Origin of the sequence: Mesomycoplasma neurolyticum (assembly GCF_900660485.1) — a bacterium.
Taxonomy (GTDB): domain Bacteria; phylum Bacillota_I; class Bacilli_A; order Mycoplasmatales; family Metamycoplasmataceae; genus Mesomycoplasma_A; species Mesomycoplasma_A neurolyticum.
Genome location: NZ_LR214951.1, coordinates 870,953 through 890,910 on the forward strand (window position 1 = coordinate 870,953; position 19,958 = coordinate 890,910).

The following is a 19,958-nucleotide window of genomic DNA, read 5'->3' on the forward strand; positions in this document are numbered from 1 at the left end:
ACAAAATATGCAAAAATTAACAAGAGTTTTTTACAAAGAAGAAAAAGATAAAAAAATTTCTGATTATAAAACATCATTTGTTCTAGAACCTTTAGAAAGAGGATTTGCTAATACTATTGGTATTGCGCTAAGAAGAACACTTTTATCTTCAGTTACTTCTATTGCTCCATTTGCTGTTAGAATTGAAGATGTAAATCACGAATTTAGTTCAATTGATTTTGTTGAAGAAGATGTTGTAAGACTTCTCAATAATATTAAAAAAGTTAAATTTGTTTTTGATTCTGAAATTTTTAAAGTAAATGAACCAATTAAAGTTTTTTATGATAAAGAACAAGAAGGTGATGTAACAGCTAATGATTTAACATTACCACCTGGACTAAAAATTGTTAATGGAAATCAACTAATTGCTAAAGTTAAAAAAATAGGTGTTTTAAAATTTGAAATTTACTTATTAGTAGGTAGAGGGTTTGTTTCTTTTGAAGAAAATAAGAAAACTATTTCTGAATTTATGCCAAGACTTGAAACTAAACTTAAATCTGGTAAATTTATTGCAATAGATTCAGATTTTTCACCTGTTACTAATGTAAACTTCGAAGTTGTTGAATTAAACTCAGCTTCAAATATTATTCAAGAAAAATTAGAATTTAATATTCAAACTGATGGAACAGTTGTTGCTAAAGACGCAATTGCTGAAGCAGCAAAAATACTAATGGTTCATTTAAAAATAGTTTCTGAAACTGAAAATCTTGATTTCAATGAACAAGAATACTTTATAGAAAAGAAAGTAAAAGAAGAAGTTCCTAAAGCAAAACTTATTGAAATTACAGAATTAAATTTAACTGTAAGATCATTAAACGCTTTAAAAAGAACAGGCTTTAAAACTCTTTTAGATTTAGAAAAAATTGATGAAGAAGAGTTACACAATATTAAAAATTTAGGTAAAAAATCAATTCAAGAGATTCTTGATAAATTGAAAGAACATGGAATTGTTTTAAAAAAGAAGGGAGATTAAAACATGGCTAATCCTACACAATTGTTTAGAAGAAATTCAGCATGAAGAAAACATGTTTTACGTTCTTTAGCAACAGATATTATTATTTATGGAAGAATTACAACCACTGAAGCAAGAGCAAAAGAATTAAGAAAACATGTTGATCGTTTAATTACAAAAGCTAAGAAAAATACATTAGCTTCTCGTCGTTTAGCAGCTGCATTTTTAAGAAATGTAGAAACAAAAAATAACAAAAGTGCTTTAACACACTTATTTGAAACACTAGGACCAAAATATAAAGATCGTAATGGTGGTTACACAAGAATTATTAAATTACCTAATCGTTTAGGTGATAATGCTAAAATGGCTATCATTGAATTAGTATAATAGAGAAAGGAGAATGGATTATTATGATGAGACAAACTACTATTGTTAAACATTTAGAAGTAGAAAAAAAATGATATGTAATTGATGCTAAAGGGCAAGTATTGGGACGTTTAGCTGTTTTTGTTGCTGATCGTTTAAGAGGTAAACATCTACCTACATTTACTCGTAATGTTGACATGGGAGATAATATTATTATTATCAATGCTGATAAAGTTATATTAACTGCTAATAAGGAAGAAGATAAAATTTATTATTCTCACTCTGGCTACCCTGGGGGATTGAAAAAAATTAATGCAGCAGACTTAAGAAAGAAAAAACCTGCAGCATTATTAGAAAAAGCAATTAAGGGAATGATTCCACATACCAAATTAGGACGTAAACAAGGTGTTAATTTATTTGTTTATGCAGGAACTGAACATAAACATCAAGCTCAAAAACCAGAAAAATTAGAGGTGGTAACTAAATAATGAATAACATAGTTGCATACAAAGGACTTGGAAGAAGAAAATCTTCAACAGCAAGAGTTACTTTAAAAAGTGGAACAGGACAATTTATTATCAATAAAATTCCAGCTAAACAATATTTAATGCAAGACTTATTAATTAAAGATGCATTACAACCATTTACAATTACTGAAACAGAAAATACTTTTGATATTTATGTGACAGCGAAAGGCGGGGGACTTTCAGGTCAAGCCGGTGCTATTAGACTAGGTATTGCTAGAGCGCTTCTTGAAGCATCAGAAGACTACAAAGCTAAATTAAAAGAATTTAAAATGCTCACAAGAGATGCGAGAAGTAAAGAGCGTAAAAAATATGGACTTAGAAAAGCTCGTAGAGCAAGACAATTTTCAAAACGTTAATATTAAAAAAATATATAATAATTATATTTTTTTGGTATAATGTAAAAGCAAATTTATTTTTATTTTAAATTATGCTTTTTTATATTGGGAGCGTAGCTCAGATGGTTAGAGCACACGACTGATAATCGTGAGGTCGATGGTTCGATCCCATTCGTTCCCACCATTTCATATAACATGGCCAAACACAATTTTGAAATAAATTGTGTTTTTATTTCTTTTTTTAAAAAAAATGTATATAATTAATTGGCAAATAAAAATTGCAGAAAGTAGATTCACTTCTCACCTAAGGAAATTTCAGCCTGGGTATACTACAATTTATTATTTTTTGTTTTAATAAGAAATTAAAACAATTAATTATTTTATAATAATAATTGATAGTTAACAAGAAGTGGAATAATCCACTTTTTATTTATATTTATTGATTTTAAGGAGAAAATATTAATAAACTAAATAATAAAAAAAAGCCTCAACCAGAACACATGGTAAATGATGCTATCCCTTTCAAAAAAATGTTTGTTATTGATCATAATAATGAGCAAATTGGGGTTGTGACTAAAGAAGATGCAATTCAATTGGCAAAAGATCAAAAATTAGATCTTGTTGTTATTACAATTGATAATACCACTTCAATTCCAAGACCTATTGCTAAAATTATGGACTATGGTAAATTTAAATATGAAAGAAAAAAGAAACAGAAACAACAAAAGGAAAAACAAACTTTTGTTAATAACAAAGAAATTAGACTTTCAGTTAGAATCAACATCAAAGATATTGAAACTAAAGCAAAAAAAGCAAGAGAATTTTTATTAGATGGTGATAGAGTTAAAGTTTCACTTAAATTTAAAGGTCGTGAAATATCACGTCCAGAAAATGGTAAAAAAATTCTCGATCAATTTTATGAATTTGTTGAAGATATAGCTAAAATTACAAAAGACAGCCAACCTAATGAACGTTTTTTAGATATGTACATTGAAAGAGATAAAAAGAAAAAACCACATTTAACAAGTTCCAAAGTTGAAAAAGAACTTCAAAAAGAAGAGAAAGGAAAAAGTGTAGATAATGCCAAAGATGAAAACTAAATCTGCTTTAAAAAAGAGATTAAAAAAAACAGGTAGTGGAAAAGTTAAAAGAGGTAACGCATATAGATCACATCTAGCACAAAATAAAACAACTAAACAAAAAAGACAATCAAGAAAAGCTGGATTATTATCACATTCAGATTTAAAAAGATTAAAAGGTTTATTTTAAAATACTAGTTAAAGAGATAAAACAAGAAGGAAAAGAATTATGAGAGTAAAAGGCGGAACAGTCACAAGACAAAGAAGAAAAAAATGAATAAAACTAGCTAAAGGTTATTGAGGGCATAAATCAATTGGATTTAAAGTAGCTAAACAAGCAGTTGTTAAATCATGAACTTATGCTTTTAGAGATAGAAAACAAGTTAAAAGAGAATTTAGAAAATTATGAATTGCTAGAATTAATGCTGCATCAAGGCCACTTGGGATTACTTATTCTCAATTAATTAACAAACTTAAAAAAGCTAACATTGAAATAAATAGAAAAATGTTGTCTGAATTAGCAATTCACCAACCTGAAGTGTTTAATTCAATTGTAAAGCAAGCACAAAATAATTCAAAATAAGGAGAGTCATGGCAAGAAGAGATGATATCACAGGCAAAGGTCCAATGGTTGGTAACAATAGATCACATGCTTTAAATGCAACAAAAAGAACTTTTAGACTTAATTTACAAAAAATCAAAATTACTGATGGAAATGGCAGACCTATTACCTTAAAAGTTAGTGCTAAAACTGCTAAGACATTACGTAAAAAAGGAATAATAGGCTAAAAAAACTAAAAAAAACAAAGAAAATATTATTTTTTTTAATAGTTCTTTGTTTTTTAAATTATAATTTTTACATTATGAAAAAAATTTTATTAAACAAAAAAGTATTATTTACATTAGGAGCAATTTTACCTTTATCAATGGTGGGAATTGCAAGTTCATGTGGAGTTAAAAATTTCTCCGAACCTAAAAATACTGTTTCTAATATCGAAACTTTAGTAAAAGATAATAAAACTTCAATTGAAACAGCATCAAAAGATGATGCAAAACACAACAAGTTAAAAATTCAATTATTAACAGCAGCAGGAGCTGTTAATGACCAAAGTTTTAACCAATCAATTTGAGAAGCTTTACAAAGTTTTGGATATTTAGCAGGTTTAACAACAAGTGAAGTTAAATATACTAACTCACCATCACAAGATAGATTGCATGATTTTTATGATAGAATGCTAAAATCAGATTCAAATGTTTGAGTTCTTTCTGGATTTAACCATGGGTTACCTGAAAATTCATTTGTTGATTGATATGCAAAACCAGAAAATAAAGGAAAATTTGATGCAAAAAATATTACAGTTGTAGGTATTGATTTTAATTTAGATGAATCAAAAATTGCACCTGGAAAATTTATTACTATTAAATATAGAACAAATGAAGCAGGTTGAATTGCTGGGTATGCAGCATCTAAATTCTTAGCTGATATTGAAACTGAAGTAAGTAAAAGAACATTAGCAACTTTTGGTGGTGGTAATGAAGCTGGTGTTACAGATTTTATTGCAGGGTTTTTAGGTGGTATTAACTATTGAAATACAAACAATAGTGATAAAAAAGTTAAATTATCACATAATGCATTAACCTTAGACACAGGTTTCGATACTGGAAAATCAGAAAAAACAAATGCTGTTAAAAGTATTGTAACAACAAACAACCCTAGAATAATTTTACCTGTTGCAGGTCCATTCACTGCTACAGTGTTAGAATCAATGGGTGAAAGTCAATATGTAATTGGTGTTGATACAGACCAATCAAAAGCATTTAAAGATAAAAGTGCAAAATTCTTTACATCTATAGAAAAAAGATTAGGGGATACTTTATTTAGAGTTATAAGAGATTTATACTTAAAAGACAAAGCATCTGACACATTGATTACTGGCTTTGAAAAAGGTGTAAAATCATTAAATATATTCTCCGGTAGATCAGATAAAGCTGTTAGTGTTTCTGAAAACTCATTTGGTGAAGGTGATAACAAAACTAAAGCTGATGCAGCTTTAGCTGAAGCAAAAGATAAATTTACCACATTAACCAATGGTAAAACTACCGCAAAAGACATTGCTGATGCTTTAGGAACACCATATATGCATGAAGGATCAACAAATGACCAAGTTAGCCACTTGAATTATTTTGTTAAAAAAATTAATGGTTTAGATATAACAGAAGAAGAAAAAACAAAATGAGAAAAAACTACTCCTGATAAAAAAGAAGAAAATAAGGATGAGAAATTACATGGTGATGATCCAAACGCGGGAAGTGATTCAAATAACGATACATCTACAGAAGTAAAACCACAAGATACAGAAAAACCAAAAGAAGATAAAAGTAATAAAGATGCTAACGCTGAAAATAGCACTGGTGATGTAGGAAGTGACACAAAAACACAAAAAGGTGACACAACAGAAGACAATAATAAATCAGAAAGTGGATCAAGCGACAAAACTTCTAGTGACACAACTAAAGACATGGCGCAGCCTGATACAACAGAACAAACAGGTAATGATAAAGTAAATACTACCCCAAATACAGAAGGAACTGAATCAAGAGAAAGCGGATCAAGTAGTGGTAACTCCGATAACACAGGAGATAAAGCTAATACATCAGAAGAAACTCAAACTACAGAAACTGGATCAAGCGACAAAACTTCTAGTGACACAACTAAAGACATGGCGCAGCCTGATACAACAGAACAAACAGGTAATGATAAAGTAAATACTACCCCAAATACAGAAGGAACTGAATCAACAGAAAGCGGATCAAGTGGTGGTAACTCCGATAACACAGGAGATAAAGCTAATACATCAGAAGAAACTCAAACTACAGAAACTGGATCAGGCAACGATACTACTGAACAAGCAACCCCACAAACTTAATAAAAATATAAAAAAATATTTTTATTAAATTATTATTTAAAAAAAACAAAACTTTAATTTCGCATTAAGGTTTTGTTTTTTTTAAAAACATTATTAAAATTACAAATCAAAAATAATAAATCATGTTTTCTTATTATTAAATTTTATTAAAATATTTTTTAATTCAAAATTAATATATAAGTGTATAAAAATTAAAATTTAATATTTTTTAACTATTTCCTTTGAAAAAAAAAAAAAAAGTATGATTTTTAAGTAAGGAATTTTAGTTATGATAAATAAAAAAAATACTGCATTTCAATTTTCAAATGATGATGAATGATATACAACGAAAGAAGATGTTCAATATTTTATTAATAAGGCACAAATACCTAAAAATAAAGTAATTTGATGTCCTTTCGACTTAAAAACATCTAATTTTGTTACTGTTTTTAAACAAAATGGTTATAAAGTTATTTATTCACATTTAAATTATGACAAAAGTTTTTATGATTATATCCCAAATAAAAAATTTGATATTATTATTTCTAATCCTCCATTTAGAAATAAATACAAAATATTAGAGAGACTTTTAGAATTAGATAAACCCTGAGCACTAATTTTTGGTATTCAAGCATTAAATTCTGAAAAATTTTGTAATAAATTACAAGAATTTAAAAGAATTCAATATGTTCATTTGAAAAGAAGAATGTGTTTTACAAAAGATCATATAAATTATAATGTCAAAAATTTACAAAGGCCTTCTTTTGCAAGTATGTGAATATGCAATGATATCTTTAAAAAAGATATACAAGTTTGAAATGGTGTAAATTATAAAAATGATAAAAAAGAATTTTGTTAATTTATGGAAATTTTAATTTCAAAAAAATTTATTTCAAATTTATTAACATTAAGAAAAAGAGATTGAAAAGAAGACTTAAACAATAATGATATTTTTGACAAAATAAAAAAAACATTGATTTTTGATGAAAAAATAAAATTTTTTGAAAAAGTTACTTTTAAGATAATAAATAATTCTTTTCAAGGTGTTTATTTACCTAAAAAAAAAGAAATTATTTGTTTTACACAAATGCTAAATTTTTTAGGAAAAACAAGGTCTAGAAACACATTCATTAGTCAAAATTCTTATACAGCGTATAAATTTTCAAATCAAAAAAATGTAAAATTATCTATTTCTATTAATCCATTTGATTTAGAGGAACATCGTTCATATGTCAATATTAATTCAATAAAAAAAGATTTAATGAATTTACATTTTTTGTCTATTAAAATAAATAAAAGTATAATTTTTGATGCTTCAAAATTAATAAATTGTTATTCATCAATTGAAACTTATGTACATTTTAGAAATGAAATTAAAAACAAAAACAGTAAAAACAATTCTACATATACAAAAATTTTTAATAGCGAAAAAGAAATAGTTGTTTATGGAAGGTTGGATGGAGCCAATTTTTCTGATTTTATTTTTACATTACTAATAATAAAAAAATTAAATTTTAAAAAATATAAACTGTTTTTTTCTGAAATATTTGGGTATAAAAAAAATAAAACAATCAATTCTAAATATAAAGAAATACAAGAATTAGGATATGAAATTTTAGATTTTAGCAGCACAACTAATAGTTTAAATAAAATTGATATTAATTATATTGATGAATTAAAAAGAAATCAAAAATTATTTACAAAACAAATAATAGAAAACTATTCTAAATTTTTAAATGTAAATAAATGTTTTGCATGTGATTATAATATTTCCACAAATTTAATCGCTTCTCATATCCATAGATACTCAGATATAAAAAATGATTATAAAAACAAAAAAATAGATTTTATAGGTGCTCAAAAATTAATTTCATCAGGCAATAATGGTTTTTTTCTTTGCCCAAATCATGATAAAGAATTCGAAAAAGGGTTTATTTTTTTCAACTATAATAAAAAAATATTTGAAGCTAACCCTAAAATGCTTAATGAAGAATTATTTTTAAATGTTAAAAATAAAATTCAAAGTCAAAATTTTCAAAAAATTTCTTTTAATTTAGAATTTAAAAAGAATTTAGAAAATCACATTAAAAGAATTTCTATCTAAAAATGATAAAATTTTTTTAAATTTAAAACATTTAAAAAATGTTAAATTTAAATATTTTTAATAAAAAAAAGTACAAACAAAAAATGTTGTACTTTTATAATATAATTTTTTTATTTTTTAGATAATTCAACTAAAGTTTTAACCATTGGAGCCATTGGATTTTCTCCAATATCAGCAGTTCCAGCTATATCTAAATGCATAAAATTAGTTTTTTCAGAAAATTCTTTTAAAAACATAGCCGCAGAAATTGAACCACCTAAACCTGATAGATCAGTATTTTTTAAATCAGCTACTGCAGATTTTCTAATGTTTTTAGCAAAATCTTTGTGTAGTGGCATTCTTCATACTAATTCATTTTGAATTTTGGAAGATTCTTCTAATTTATTTCATAATTCATTAGAGGTTGAAAATGCACCTGTAAATGTATGACCTAATGATACTAAAATAGCACCAGTTAATGTAGCGATTGTTATAATGTTAGTTGCATTTAATTTTTGAATAGCATATGTCATACCATCTGCTAAAACCAATCTACCTTCAGCATCTGTGTTGTTAATTTCAACTGTTTTACCATTCATTGATTTTCATACAGCATCAGGTAAGTTTGCATCACCATTTACTCTATTATCTGTAATAGCTAAAACAGCTGAAAAGTTAGCTTTGATTTTTAAATCAGCAATTGCTTTAATTGTAGAAGCTGCAACTGCTGCACCTGACATATCGTATTTCATTCCATTCATATGTTTACCAGTCTTAATATTATAACCACCAGAATCGAAAGTTATCCCTTTACCAACTAAAACTGTTTTTTGATTGGATTTTGGGTTTCCATTGTATTCTAATACCACAACTCTAGGTTCAAACATAGAACCTTTGTTTACTGATAAAAGTAAATTCATTTTTAAATCTTGAATTTCTTTTTTATTCAAAATTTTTACTTTAATTTCTTTATTTTCATTAACTTTTTCTTTAATAGTTTCTGCCAATCATTCAGAGTTACAAATATTTGGTGGAGTAGCTTGTAAATTTCTAGCAAAATTTACAGAATCCATTAAAATATTTGATTCATTAATTAATGCTTTTAATTTATCTTTTTTATCATAAACAATAGTAAGAGTTTTCTTTTCTTCTTCTTTTGAAGTTTTTAGGCTAAAAATATTAGCATTCTTAAATAAATTACTTTCATATAATTTTTTTACAAATAATTCAGCGCTTATTTTTTCATTAATAAATGAATTTAAATCTAAATCATAGTTTCTGTCTAATGAATTTAATTTATTAACTAAATCATCTAATAATTCTAAATTATAATCTTTTTCTTTTCCTAAATAAATAACAGCCTTATGTTCATTTAAAAATTCTGTAATAGCAAATGTTTTCTGAATAATTTCTTTTGAAATATTAGAATTTTTAAATTGGGCTACAAGTGTTATATTTTGTTTTGTAAATTTATTACTAAATTTAATCATTTTTTTTACCTCATTCTACGATTAATAATATTTTTTATTTTAAATTATAATGCTTATTTAAAATTTAAATTCCAAAAAATTAATATTTTTATTTTTTTCTGATCATTTTTTTTCATATCCTGTCATAACATTAGTGTTAGCTCATTCGCTTTTGTGTAAATCTAATGTTTTCTTAGTGATTTTAGCTCCAAATTCTTTTAATGATTCTATAGTGAATTCAAAAAGTTTATCATTATCTGTTTTGAATTTAACTACTCCATTAGTTGTTAAAAGTTTTTTATAAATTTCTAAAAAAGTCTTATATGTTAATCTTCTTTTGAAATGTTTTTTCTTTGGTCATGGATCAGAAAAAGTAAGCCAAATTAAATTTACTTGCCCATTTAACAAATTTAAAAGATCTTTTATATCACACACAATAATTTTAAAATTTTGTAAATTTAATTTTTTTGCTTTTTTAGCCGCTTTTTCAGCAGCTGTTGCGTATTTTTCAATACCTACATAATTAACATTAGGGTTTTGGAATGCTAATTCTGTTATCATTTCTCCTTTGCCCATGCCCAACTCTAAAATAGTATTAGTGTTAATTGAATATGGAAAATCATTAATTAAAAAACCACTATTTTCTAAATTTTTCATTGCAAGCGGATTATTTTTTAATCTCATGATAACAATTATAATACTATTTTGTTTTAAAATGTATTAAAATTAATAAGGATATTATGAAAAAATATTACTTTTTTAATAAATTTTTTTATTTTTTTGGTTTTGTTTTAATACCAACATTTTTTGCTGTTTCATGTTATGAAATTAAACAAAAAAAAATAGAAATTAAATCTCAAAAATATAATTTTTCTATTATTCAATATTCAAAAAATAATAATTTTTTTTTAAATGAAAATGAGCTTAATATTTTAATTCAAAATATTGAAAATAAATTATTTTTTGGTCCTGAAATAAATTTTTTAAAAAATATTATTATTGATCAAGATATATTGTTTTTTCAAAAAAAGAATAATTTAAACAATGAAGGAAAATTTATCTCAAATACTCAACAAATTTTCATTAATACAGATAAATATCGAAATATAAAAAAAAGTAATGATAAAATTGAAATTCTTACACAATTAATTTATCATGAATACATACATTATTTAGATAGTGTTTATCTTTCTAATAAAGAGGAAATAAAAGAAAACAATGTTATAAAATTCTCAAATAAACAATATTTAAAAAAATTTGTGCAAAATTTTTTTAAATATTTGAATTATACAAATGATAAATTTATTAATTTTAAGCCAAATCTATCTTTTGTAGAAAAAAATAATTTTTTTAATTTTAAAACAGCAAATGAGATTGCAAAATTAAATATGCAAAAAGAATTGACAAACAATTATTTTTTAGACAAAAAAAATAAAATGTTTAGTGTTTATGCTAAAAATGGTTTATTAACTCAAAAAAATGAAACACTTGATTTTTTAATTAATTATTACTATTCTTTAGAAGAAATAATAGCTATTGAAATTTTTAAACATTTTTATCTTCCTAATAAAAATACCATTAATTATGATCAAAATTCTTTTTTAAATGAATGGTCTAGAACTGCAAAAATAATAAGAAAAAATGATAATTTTTTTATTGAAAATCTTTTTGTAAATACAACAGCTTTTAGCGGTAAAATTTTAAATAATGATGATTTTATTCTAGAACTTGATAATCAAATTGAGTTATTATATAATTTATTATTAAAACAATTTAATTACGGGTTAAATATAAGTGCTGTTTTTTACAAAGATGAAACATATTTAACAAACGATTCAAAGATTAAAAATACAAGAAATTTTTCTAATTATTCATTTGTTGGATACACAAAAGAAAAATATGATTTTTTAATTTTACAAAATAAAAATAATGAAAACATAAAAGTAAATTTAAATTATCAAAATAAAGAAATTTACAAAGCTAAAAAAAGTTTTGATTCAGCAAGTTATAACTTGTTATCAAATGATTATTACGTTTATACATCAGATTTTTTTAATATAGAAGAAATAAATGAACAATTTTTTCCAAAGTTTTGAAAAGATAAAAATAATAATGGTAAAATTGAACCAAATGAATTAGTAGTTGCTAATAATTTTACATTTAATAATAAAACTATTTCTTCAAAGAGAAGTTTTTTTGATAATTTGTCATACGATCATCAATTTATTATTATTAATAATTTTGAAAATAAAAAATGGTTTAAAATAGTTAAAAAAAAGGGGAAACATGGAAACGCATAAATTGGAGAAATATTTTAATGTTCAAGCTTATAAGTATAATGGTAAATTGTATAGACAATGAAATGGTGTTAGAATAATTGATGATAAGAAAAACTATTTAGTTGCTTACATGAATAAAAAAACAAGAGTTCAAGAGAAAAAAACACATCGTTGAAATATTAAAAGTAATACATTGTGGTTTTTTCATAAATATAATTTTTTTAATGCAATAGTCACAATAGAAGGGAATAAGAATTATATTTATGTAAATTTGGCTTCACCTTTTTTTATGGAAGACGACACAATTAAATATATTGATTTTGATCTTGATATAAAAGTATATCATGGTAAAGAAATAAATATTATTGATAAAAATGAATTTTTTATGAATGCTAAAAAAATGGATTATTCAAAAAAACTTACTAAATTAATATTTGAAGAATTAAAAAAAATTGTTGACCTTTATTATTCTTCAGAATTTATTTTTGATAATAAATTTTTAAGCAAATATATAAAAAAAATTAAAATTATCAATAGTAAAAAAAGTTTTTAAAACAAGATACCGATTTTTTTGCATTAATCAAAAAATATAAAAACAAAAAAATATTAAGTTATTTTTATACAATTTTAGTCATAAATATTAATAATATTTTATTTAGACACTTTCTAACAATAATGTATTTTGTTTTTGAATTAAAGTTTTATTTTTATGAAAAAATAATGCTTTTTATTTTATAATTTAAAATTATGGAAATAGTAAAAAATAACATAGCTGAATTATTATTTAAAAACAATATTCAATATATCATTCCTGTTTATCAAAGAAATTATGATTGACAAAAAGAACACTGTGAAGAATTATTTGACGATGTCTTTGAAACTGAAGAAAAAAATAAACAACATTTTTTAGGTTCGATTGTTTTGGTTGAAGATGAAAAAATAAATAACTTAAGAGTCTTTTCTATTGTAGATGGTCAACAAAGATTAACCACGATTTATCTGTTGTTAAAAGCTCTATATGATACATTGGATAATGGTAATGACTTTGAATCTAAGAATCAAATGCAACAAATTGAAGAATTGCTTTTTAACTTTTCAACTTTTGATGAAATTCATTTGCAAAATAAATTGAAATTAAAACCTATTTCTAGCGATAATAAGCAATTAATTTATTTAATGACTAACAAATTATCAGAAAGAGATTTAGATTCAAATATTTGAAAAAATTACAATCATTTTATGTATTTATTCAAAAAAAAGTTAGAATTTTATTCATATTCTGAATTAGCAACAATTATTTTTAATTCTATTAAAAAACTTACTATTGTTTTTATTATGCTAGATAATAAAAATGATGACCCACAAGAAATTTTTGAAAGAATTAATTCTACAGGTAAAGAATTAATGTTGTCAGATTTAATTAGGAATTCATTATTACTTGGTGCTGACGAGGCAAATGAAAAAGCATATAATGATTATTGAGTACCAATGGAAGAATTATTAAAAAAAGATGAATTATTTGATGAATATATAAAATCTTTTTTGTATTTTGCCGGAACACTAAAACATGAAGAAAAAAGAAAGGGAAAAAATAAAAAAAATTGATATAAAATTTTTAAAAGATATTTGGAAAATAAAACAAAATTAGATGTTTTGCAAGATTTGTATAAGTTTTCACAATATTTTTATGCAATAAAAAAAAGGCATGATATTTTTTCACCAGTAGTTAATAATTTACTTAATAAAATTAATGTTTTTGCCCCAGATGATTCTTATCCATTATTTTATTGAATATTAGATGATTATAAAAATAAAATAATAGATGAAAAAGTATTGGTAAATACATTAAAATTTTTCATTAATTATTTCGTTAGACAATCTATTGCAAAAGTCAATGCAACTTATAATGAAATATTTATACAATTTCATGAAAAAGCATTTAAAAATAAAATAAAAAATAATGAAAATTATTTATTATCTTTAATGGAATTTGTTAAAACGCTTCATTCATATCCTACATATAAAATGCCAACACCTCAAGATGTACATAATGCGCTCATAGATAAACAATTATTAGGTTTAAAAAATAAAGATTATTTAGGTTATACAATTTTAAATATAGCAGAAAAAGGTTTTGCAAACTGAGCAGAAGACAGCACTCGTCTAAGCATCAAAAATAAAGCATACAAAAAATTAATATATCCTATTTTAGCTACTAATTGAAAAGATGCATTGGGTTTAGAATATACATATTTAAATGAAAATTACTTTGGTTTAATTGGTAATTGAGCAATGCTTCGATCACAACCAACTAAAAATGAAAAAAATGATTCCATATCAAATTTATTAAAAGATAAAATATTGCTTCTTGACAATTTTGAATATTCAAAAACTAATAGTACTATTTTGAATGCTATAAATTGAAAAGAATCAGAAATAAAAGAAAGAACTGAATTGTTAGCTGATTTTTTTAAATTAGAAATTAAACATGATTTTGATGAATTAGTTAATTTAATTCCAAAAATTCAAAATATAAATGATAATGAATTTAAAATTATTGATAATACAATGTATACTACTTTATCAGTTGACAATATATATGATACAAATGATAAGATTCCAATTCAATACTCTTTGTTTGGTGAAGAAAAACAAATTAATCATTGAATGGAGATTTTAACTAATATTATTAAAAAATTGTATGAATTTGTAAATCAAGCTATTTTTAGTTTTGGATTGCCTTTCATTTCAAATGAAAGAGGGTTAGAAAATGATGGCAGAGTTATTGGTGATGTTTATATTAATACACAAATTTCCACAAACGAAATTTTGGATAATATAAAAATTTTAATTCAAAAAGTTCCAATATTTACAAATGGTAATTTAATTATAACTTTCAAATTAAATAATAAATAATATAAGGTATAACTTTAAACATTAATATTTGTTTTAAAACAAAAACTAATTACAAAATTAACAAATCATATCTTTGCAAAAATAGTTTATTACATTAAATAATTTAAAAAAATTTTATTATATTTTTTTCAAAACGCTTTTAATTATAATTTTTTTAAATTTTGTTTATTTTTCAACTAATTGTTAAAACACAAATACTCACTTTACATAAAATTTTTTAATTTAACAATTTTTATATATTTTTTGGTTTATTTAAATAAAAACATTTAATTTATTTTTTAAATTTATATTAAATCTTAAAAAAACAAAACACAGCATTTAACAGCATTTAATATTAGTGTTTTGTTTTTTTTGTTAAAAATAATCTATTTACTTAATTTCATTTTGTTTAAATATAGCTAATATTTTAATTTTTTTAATTTGTTATGTTTCATTTTTTTATATTGATTTATTACATTTAATATTTTTATTATTTAAAACAACATATTTGAAAAACTAATAAAATAAAAAAAATAAAAATTTTGTAAAAAAACTCATAATTCATGTTATAATATTATTGCATCTAAAAATAAATGCAATTTTAAATAATTATTTAGCTATTTAATTAAACATTATATATAAGAATTTATATATTAAATTCAAAAAAAAAAAAAAAGAGGTAAAAAAATGTCCAAACAAAATATCGAAATCAATTATATTGATTCAATCAAAGAAAAATTATGAAAATCATGTGATGAAATGAGAGGGAATGTTCCTTCTGAACAATATATGCACATTATTATTGCTATTATATTTTTAAAAGCAATGTCTGATAAATATGAAAAAGCAGGAGAACAAATTAGAAAAAAATATTTGAATGATGGCGAAAGAAAATGATTATTAGCAAAAAAAGATTTAAATTTACTTAAAAGGTATGATGTTCAATTTATTGTGCCAGAAAGTGCCAGCTGATCAAATATTCAAAAATATATAAGTAAAGAAGAAATTGGAATAAAAATCGATGAGGCTTTATTAGCACTAGAAGAACAAAACAATTCATTAAAAGGTTTATTTGAAAAAAATTTTAGTCGTGAAGATTTAGACAAACAAAGATTAAGTAAAGTAATTAAACAGTTTTCTGACATTAATTTTTCTGAACTTAAAGAAGATTTTATAGGTAGACTATATGAATATTTTTTAGGAAACTTTTTTAGAAAACAAGGTCAAAATGGTGGAGAATTTTACACACCACAATCCATTGTGGAACTTATGGTTGCTCTTTTAGCTCCAGACAGCGATAGTAAAATTTATGATCCAGCTTGTGGAACAGGTGGAATGTTTGTTCAAGCTAAAAAATATTTAGAAAAACATAAAAAAGATATAACTCAAATGAGAGTATATGGTCAAGAATTTTCATCTACAACATGAAAATTAGCAAAAATTAACTTAATTTTAAATGGTTTTGATCCTGATGATACACATCTTGGTTCAAAAGCAGAAAGCACTTTCAAAGAAGACTTAAGTGGTTTTGAACAATTTGATATTGTATTAGCAAATCCACCATTTAATCTTAAAATATGAGAAAATGAAAATGCTTCAGATGATCCAAGATACAAATGAGGACTACCACCTACAAAAAATGCTAATTATGCTTGATTATCCCATATTTTATATAAATTAAATGAAAATGGTAGAGCAGCTGTTATTCTTGCTAATGGTGCACTTTCTTCTTCACAAAAAGAAGAGCTAAGCATTAGAAAAAAAATGCTTGAAGAAAATAAAATAGAAGCAATAATTTCTTTACCAGATAAATTATTTTACACAACTGGCATTCCTGCCACAATCTGAATTTTTAATAATAACAAATTGAATGACGATGTTATTTTTATTAATGCTGAAAATTTAGGAGAATTAGCTACTAAAAAACTTAGAGTGTTTAACACAGAAAATATTAATGAAATAGTTTCTGCTTATAATGATGCTAAGTTAAATAAAGATTTTAGTATCAAAGGTTTTGCAAAAAGAGTTTCATTAAATGAAATTAAAGAAAATGATTATTCACTTGTACCTGGAAGATACATTGATTTACTAGAAGAAGAAGTGGATAAAGAACAACTAAAAGCAGAGATTCTAGAAATTCAAAATGAACTCAAAATTTTATTTAAAGAATTCACTGATTTAATTCCTGATGTTGAAAAATCTATTGAACAAGCTATTAAATTTGCTGATGAGCAAGAAAAAGAAAAATAGAATCAATTCATTATTATTTATTTAATTAGCAACAGTCTTTCCATAAAACAAAAGCAAAAAAATATTTTATAACTACAAAAATTAAAATCAATAAGGAAAAGTAATATGAAACAAATTCAAAATACTAATATTTTCAAATTAGAAGAAATAGCTAAATTTTATCTTGGTAAAATTTTAAAAAAACCAACAGAAAGCAAAGGCGAATACCCTCTAATTTCATCTACTTCCAAAAATGATGGGATTATTGGAAAAGTTGAGACATTTAATTTTCAAAATTGTATTACATTGCCAAGATTAGGGATTGAAGATAATATTTTTATAACATTAAGGAAATATAAATTTAGTGCTACATCACACTTAATTATTGTAAAACCAAATAAAAATATTGTAATTTTAGATTTTTTATATTTACTATTAAAATCACTAAATGCTAAAATTAGTCAATATGCAATTGAGGGAGATTTAATCAAACGTTTAAGTTTGAAAAAATTAAAAAGCTTAAAGTTAAGTATTCCTGAATTAAGTATTCAAAAAGAAATTGTTCAAAATTGAAAAAAAACAAACGAAAGTCTTGTATTTTTTGAAAAATTTTTTGAAAATCCTATATTTCAAATTAATAATTTATTAGTTAAAACACTTAATTATGTTATGAATAAAAGTAATAAACAAAATTATTTATTATCTGATTTATTAGATAAACAAAAACCATATAAAATGGGTAAAATTAACTTTGAGTCAGATGATAAAAAAAATAATTTATATATTTTAACTTACAAGAGTTTCAAAAATAATAATTTAAATGACAAAATGACATTTTATGATGAAAAATTAGAAAGTTTTTTTGCTAACAAAAATGATGTTTTCTTTACTAGATTCCCAGAACCTAGTTTTGGAATTCAAAATATTTATGAAGAAAACTCAGCTGTTTTTGATAGCTCATTAGTAAAATTAAATATTGATGAAACTAAAATTCAAAAAGACTTTTTTAAATATTTTAATTATTCAAATTTTTGATTAAATTGAAAACAAAAAAATAAAACATCAACATTATTGGGCGGAATAAATTTTTTAACAATTTTAAATTTAACACTTTCACTTCCAACATTAGCAAATCAACAAAAAATGATATTAATTATAAATAAACTTGAAAAATTAATAAAAATATTAACAAATATACAAAATAAAATACAGAAAATAATTTTGATTAATAATCAAATTATATTTAAAAAAATTAAAGAAAGGAGTTCATAAATGGCAATTTATAAACTTGGGGAAATTTCTAATGTAATTTCTGGTAGAGGACCTAATGGAGTAAAAAATATTGAAGCTTTTAAAAGTGAATATGGTGGAGTCAATTGACTTTTAGTTAAAAATTTAAAAAGTAATCAAATTCAAGGTGAAATTGGAAAATATAATTTTGATCCTTTAAAACACAAATTAATAAAATTGAATAAAAATGAAATGGTTTATTCTATGTACGCTACACCTGGAATTGTTGCAATTAACTTTGAAAATAATGATTTATATATTAATCAGTCTTTTTGCAAAATCATTCCAAACCCACATATTGTAATTCAAAAATATTTATATTTTTATTTAATAAAAAATAAAAATAATTTTTTAAAATTTTCTTCAGGAACTACACAAAAAAATTTAAATTTAAGTTTAGTAAAGAAATTTAACATTAATATTCCACCTTTAGAAATCCAAAATTCAATAATATCTATTATTGAATTTTGGGTTTTCAAATCAGGAATAATAGCTTCTAAGTTATTAATATCTTTTGCATAAATATGTTTGATTACACTGCCATCACCTATTTGTTTTAGTCTTTTTTCTTTTGTTTTTAAAAGAAAAAATAAATATTTTTCGCTTATAATGCTTAAATCTTTTGGTTTAACTAAAAATGCGCCTGTATTAATAGAAAATGGTTTATCTTGTCAAAAAACATTTCCAATACTACCATCTTTAGAAATTGTAATTCCTTTTTCATACATAAATGTATTTATATAACCGAAAATTCCATTATTAAATGAACTACTAGATACAACACCAAATTCACCATTATTTACATCTACATATTTTTTTGTAAGTTTGCTATTACCTGAAATTACTTGAATTATTTCACCAAGTTTATAAATTGCCATTTATAAATAAAACCCAACACATTTTAAAAAATAAATGCGTTGGGTTTTTGTATGTTTTTTTGTATGTAAATAGCAATTTATGAATTGAATAAAATTGTTAAATTTTTAAAAGGTAAAAATATAAAACAAAATGAAACACTAGAAAATGGTGAATTTAATGTTTATTCATCAAAAACAAAAAATAATGGTATTTTTGGTAAACTTAATACTTTTATTTTTGATAATGAATATATATTAATTACAAGTCATGGTCCATATGCTGGAACAGTTATTTATGTAAATGAGAAATTTTCTACTACAAGTAACTCTTTTGTTTTAAAACTTGATAATAATATTGTAGATACAAAATTTTTATTTTATTTATTAAAAATGAGCAATTAAATTTAAACACAATCGCTAAAGGTCCTGCTCAAAGTTTCTTAAGCAATAATGATTTATTATATTATATAGTGTAAAAATTCCTCCTTTAAAAACACAAAATTCAATAAAAGATATTAATTAAAGAAACAAAAAAATACTTTTCAAAATCACGAAAAAGAAATTTTTAATAAAAAATAAAAATTTTGTAAAAAAACTCATAATTCATGTTATAATATTATTGCATCTAAAAATAAATGCAATTTTAAATAAT

Annotated in this window: 20 protein-coding genes, 1 tRNA gene and 1 pseudogene; 19 read left to right on the top strand and 3 right to left on the bottom strand. The window is 23.1% G+C overall.

From position 1 onward, the window contains the following. Positions 1 to 7: 7 nt before the first annotated feature. From EXC65_RS03590 to EXC65_RS03645, 12 genes are all read left to right on the top strand, one after another. The gene (locus EXC65_RS03590) at positions 8 to 1,012 is read left to right on the top strand and encodes a DNA-directed RNA polymerase subunit alpha (RefSeq protein ID WP_129720121.1); all 1,005 of its coding nucleotides are present in this window, start codon (positions 8 to 10) and stop codon (positions 1,010 to 1,012) included. A 3-nt stretch (positions 1,013 to 1,015) separates the two neighbouring features. Continuing rightward, the gene (gene rplQ, locus EXC65_RS03595) at positions 1,016 to 1,378 is read left to right on the top strand and encodes a 50S ribosomal protein L17 (RefSeq protein ID WP_129720122.1); all 363 of its coding nucleotides are present in this window, start codon (positions 1,016 to 1,018) and stop codon (positions 1,376 to 1,378) included. Positions 1,379 to 1,404: 26 nt separating this feature from the next. Then, positions 1,405 to 1,845, top strand: a complete 441-nt coding sequence (rplM, locus tag EXC65_RS03600; protein ID WP_129720229.1) for a 50S ribosomal protein L13 — start codon at positions 1,405 to 1,407, stop codon at positions 1,843 to 1,845. Next, complete coding sequence (gene rpsI, locus EXC65_RS03605; protein WP_129720123.1) at positions 1,845 to 2,240, top strand: 30S ribosomal protein S9; 396 nt, start codon at positions 1,845 to 1,847, stop codon at positions 2,238 to 2,240. The genes rplM and rpsI overlap by 1 nt, the downstream gene beginning before the upstream one ends. Positions 2,241 to 2,326: 86 nt before the next feature. Next, positions 2,327 to 2,403, top strand: a tRNA-Ile gene (locus EXC65_RS03610). A 316-nt stretch (positions 2,404 to 2,719) separates the two neighbouring features. Next, a complete protein-coding gene (gene infC / locus EXC65_RS03615) occupies positions 2,720 to 3,319 on the top strand; it encodes a translation initiation factor IF-3 (RefSeq protein ID WP_129720124.1) in 600 nt (199 codons plus the stop codon). Continuing rightward, positions 3,300 to 3,488, top strand: a complete 189-nt coding sequence (gene rpmI, locus EXC65_RS03620; protein WP_129720125.1) for a 50S ribosomal protein L35 — start codon at positions 3,300 to 3,302, stop codon at positions 3,486 to 3,488. Before infC ends, rpmI begins: the two co-directional genes overlap by 20 nt. Positions 3,489 to 3,527: 39 nt before the next feature. Then, positions 3,528 to 3,881: a 50S ribosomal protein L20 gene (rplT, locus tag EXC65_RS03625; RefSeq protein ID WP_129720126.1), complete on the top strand. Its 354-nt coding sequence runs from the start codon at positions 3,528 to 3,530 to the stop codon at positions 3,879 to 3,881. A gap of 8 nt (positions 3,882 to 3,889) precedes the next feature. Continuing rightward, on the top strand, positions 3,890 to 4,087 hold the full coding sequence (gene rpmB, locus EXC65_RS03630; protein ID WP_129720127.1) for a 50S ribosomal protein L28: 198 nt from the start codon (positions 3,890 to 3,892) through the stop codon (positions 4,085 to 4,087). 74 nt (positions 4,088 to 4,161) lie between these two features. Further along, positions 4,162 to 6,225 carry a BMP family ABC transporter substrate-binding protein gene (locus tag EXC65_RS03635; protein WP_129720128.1) on the top strand — a complete coding sequence of 688 codons (2,064 nt, stop codon included), beginning with the start codon at positions 4,162 to 4,164 and terminating at the stop codon, positions 6,223 to 6,225. Positions 6,226 to 6,493: 268 nt separating this feature from the next. Beyond that, entirely contained in the window at positions 6,494 to 7,063 is a 570-nt protein-coding gene (locus EXC65_RS03640; protein WP_129720129.1) for a sugar-phosphate nucleotidyltransferase, read from the top strand. Positions 7,064 to 7,066: 3 nt separating this feature from the next. Beyond that, positions 7,067 to 8,308 (top strand): HNH endonuclease signature motif containing protein, encoded by a 1,242-nt coding sequence (locus EXC65_RS03645; RefSeq protein ID WP_129720130.1) that lies wholly within the window; start codon positions 7,067 to 7,069, stop codon positions 8,306 to 8,308. A gap of 110 nt (positions 8,309 to 8,418) precedes the next feature. On the opposite strand, the gene EXC65_RS03650 is transcribed toward EXC65_RS03645, so the two are convergent. Together EXC65_RS03650 and trmB are read right to left on the bottom strand one after the other, a co-directional pair. After that, the gene (locus tag EXC65_RS03650) at positions 8,419 to 9,777 is read right to left on the bottom strand and encodes a M17 family metallopeptidase (protein ID WP_129720131.1); all 1,359 of its coding nucleotides are present in this window, start codon (positions 9,775 to 9,777) and stop codon (positions 8,419 to 8,421) included. A 57-nt stretch (positions 9,778 to 9,834) separates the two neighbouring features. After that, positions 9,835 to 10,440 (bottom strand): tRNA (guanosine(46)-N7)-methyltransferase TrmB, encoded by a 606-nt coding sequence (trmB, locus tag EXC65_RS03655; RefSeq protein WP_129720132.1) that lies wholly within the window; start codon positions 10,438 to 10,440, stop codon positions 9,835 to 9,837. A gap of 56 nt (positions 10,441 to 10,496) precedes the next feature. Here trmB and EXC65_RS03660 point away from each other — a divergent pair, with 56 nt between their 5' ends. The 6 genes from EXC65_RS03660 to EXC65_RS04740 all read left to right on the top strand — a co-directional run bounded on the left by EXC65_RS03660 (position 10,497) and on the right by EXC65_RS04740 (position 18,971). Then, entirely contained in the window at positions 10,497 to 12,056 is a 1,560-nt protein-coding gene (locus EXC65_RS03660) for an MYPU_1760 family metalloprotease (RefSeq protein WP_129720133.1), read from the top strand. Next, positions 12,043 to 12,588, top strand: coding sequence for a DUF402 domain-containing protein (locus EXC65_RS03665; protein ID WP_129720134.1), 546 nt, complete (start codon positions 12,043 to 12,045; stop codon positions 12,586 to 12,588). Before EXC65_RS03660 ends, EXC65_RS03665 begins: the two co-directional genes overlap by 14 nt. A gap of 194 nt (positions 12,589 to 12,782) precedes the next feature. Continuing rightward, complete coding sequence (locus EXC65_RS03670) at positions 12,783 to 14,951, top strand: DUF262 domain-containing protein (protein ID WP_129720135.1); 2,169 nt, start codon at positions 12,783 to 12,785, stop codon at positions 14,949 to 14,951. 666 nt (positions 14,952 to 15,617) lie between these two features. Continuing rightward, entirely contained in the window at positions 15,618 to 17,180 is a 1,563-nt protein-coding gene (locus EXC65_RS03675; RefSeq protein WP_129719500.1) for a type I restriction-modification system subunit M, read from the top strand. 105 nt (positions 17,181 to 17,285) lie between these two features. Further along, positions 17,286 to 18,431, top strand: a complete 1,146-nt coding sequence (locus tag EXC65_RS03680; protein ID WP_129719499.1) for a restriction endonuclease subunit S — start codon at positions 17,286 to 17,288, stop codon at positions 18,429 to 18,431. Beyond that, the gene (locus EXC65_RS04740) at positions 18,432 to 18,971 is read left to right on the top strand and encodes a restriction endonuclease subunit S (RefSeq protein ID WP_129720136.1); all 540 of its coding nucleotides are present in this window, start codon (positions 18,432 to 18,434) and stop codon (positions 18,969 to 18,971) included. On the opposite strand, the pseudogene EXC65_RS03690 reads toward EXC65_RS04740, so the two are convergent. Further along, a pseudogene (locus tag EXC65_RS03690) lies at positions 18,953 to 19,327 on the bottom strand (restriction endonuclease subunit S); the annotation flags it as partial. The gene EXC65_RS04740 and the pseudogene EXC65_RS03690 sit on opposite strands and share 19 nt — an antisense overlap. 84 nt (positions 19,328 to 19,411) lie before the next feature. Here EXC65_RS03690 and EXC65_RS03695 point away from each other — a divergent pair. Beyond that, positions 19,412 to 19,708 carry a restriction endonuclease subunit S gene (locus tag EXC65_RS03695; RefSeq protein WP_165001349.1) on the top strand — a complete coding sequence of 99 codons (297 nt, stop codon included), beginning with the start codon at positions 19,412 to 19,414 and terminating at the stop codon, positions 19,706 to 19,708. Positions 19,709 to 19,958 lie beyond the last annotated feature (250 nt).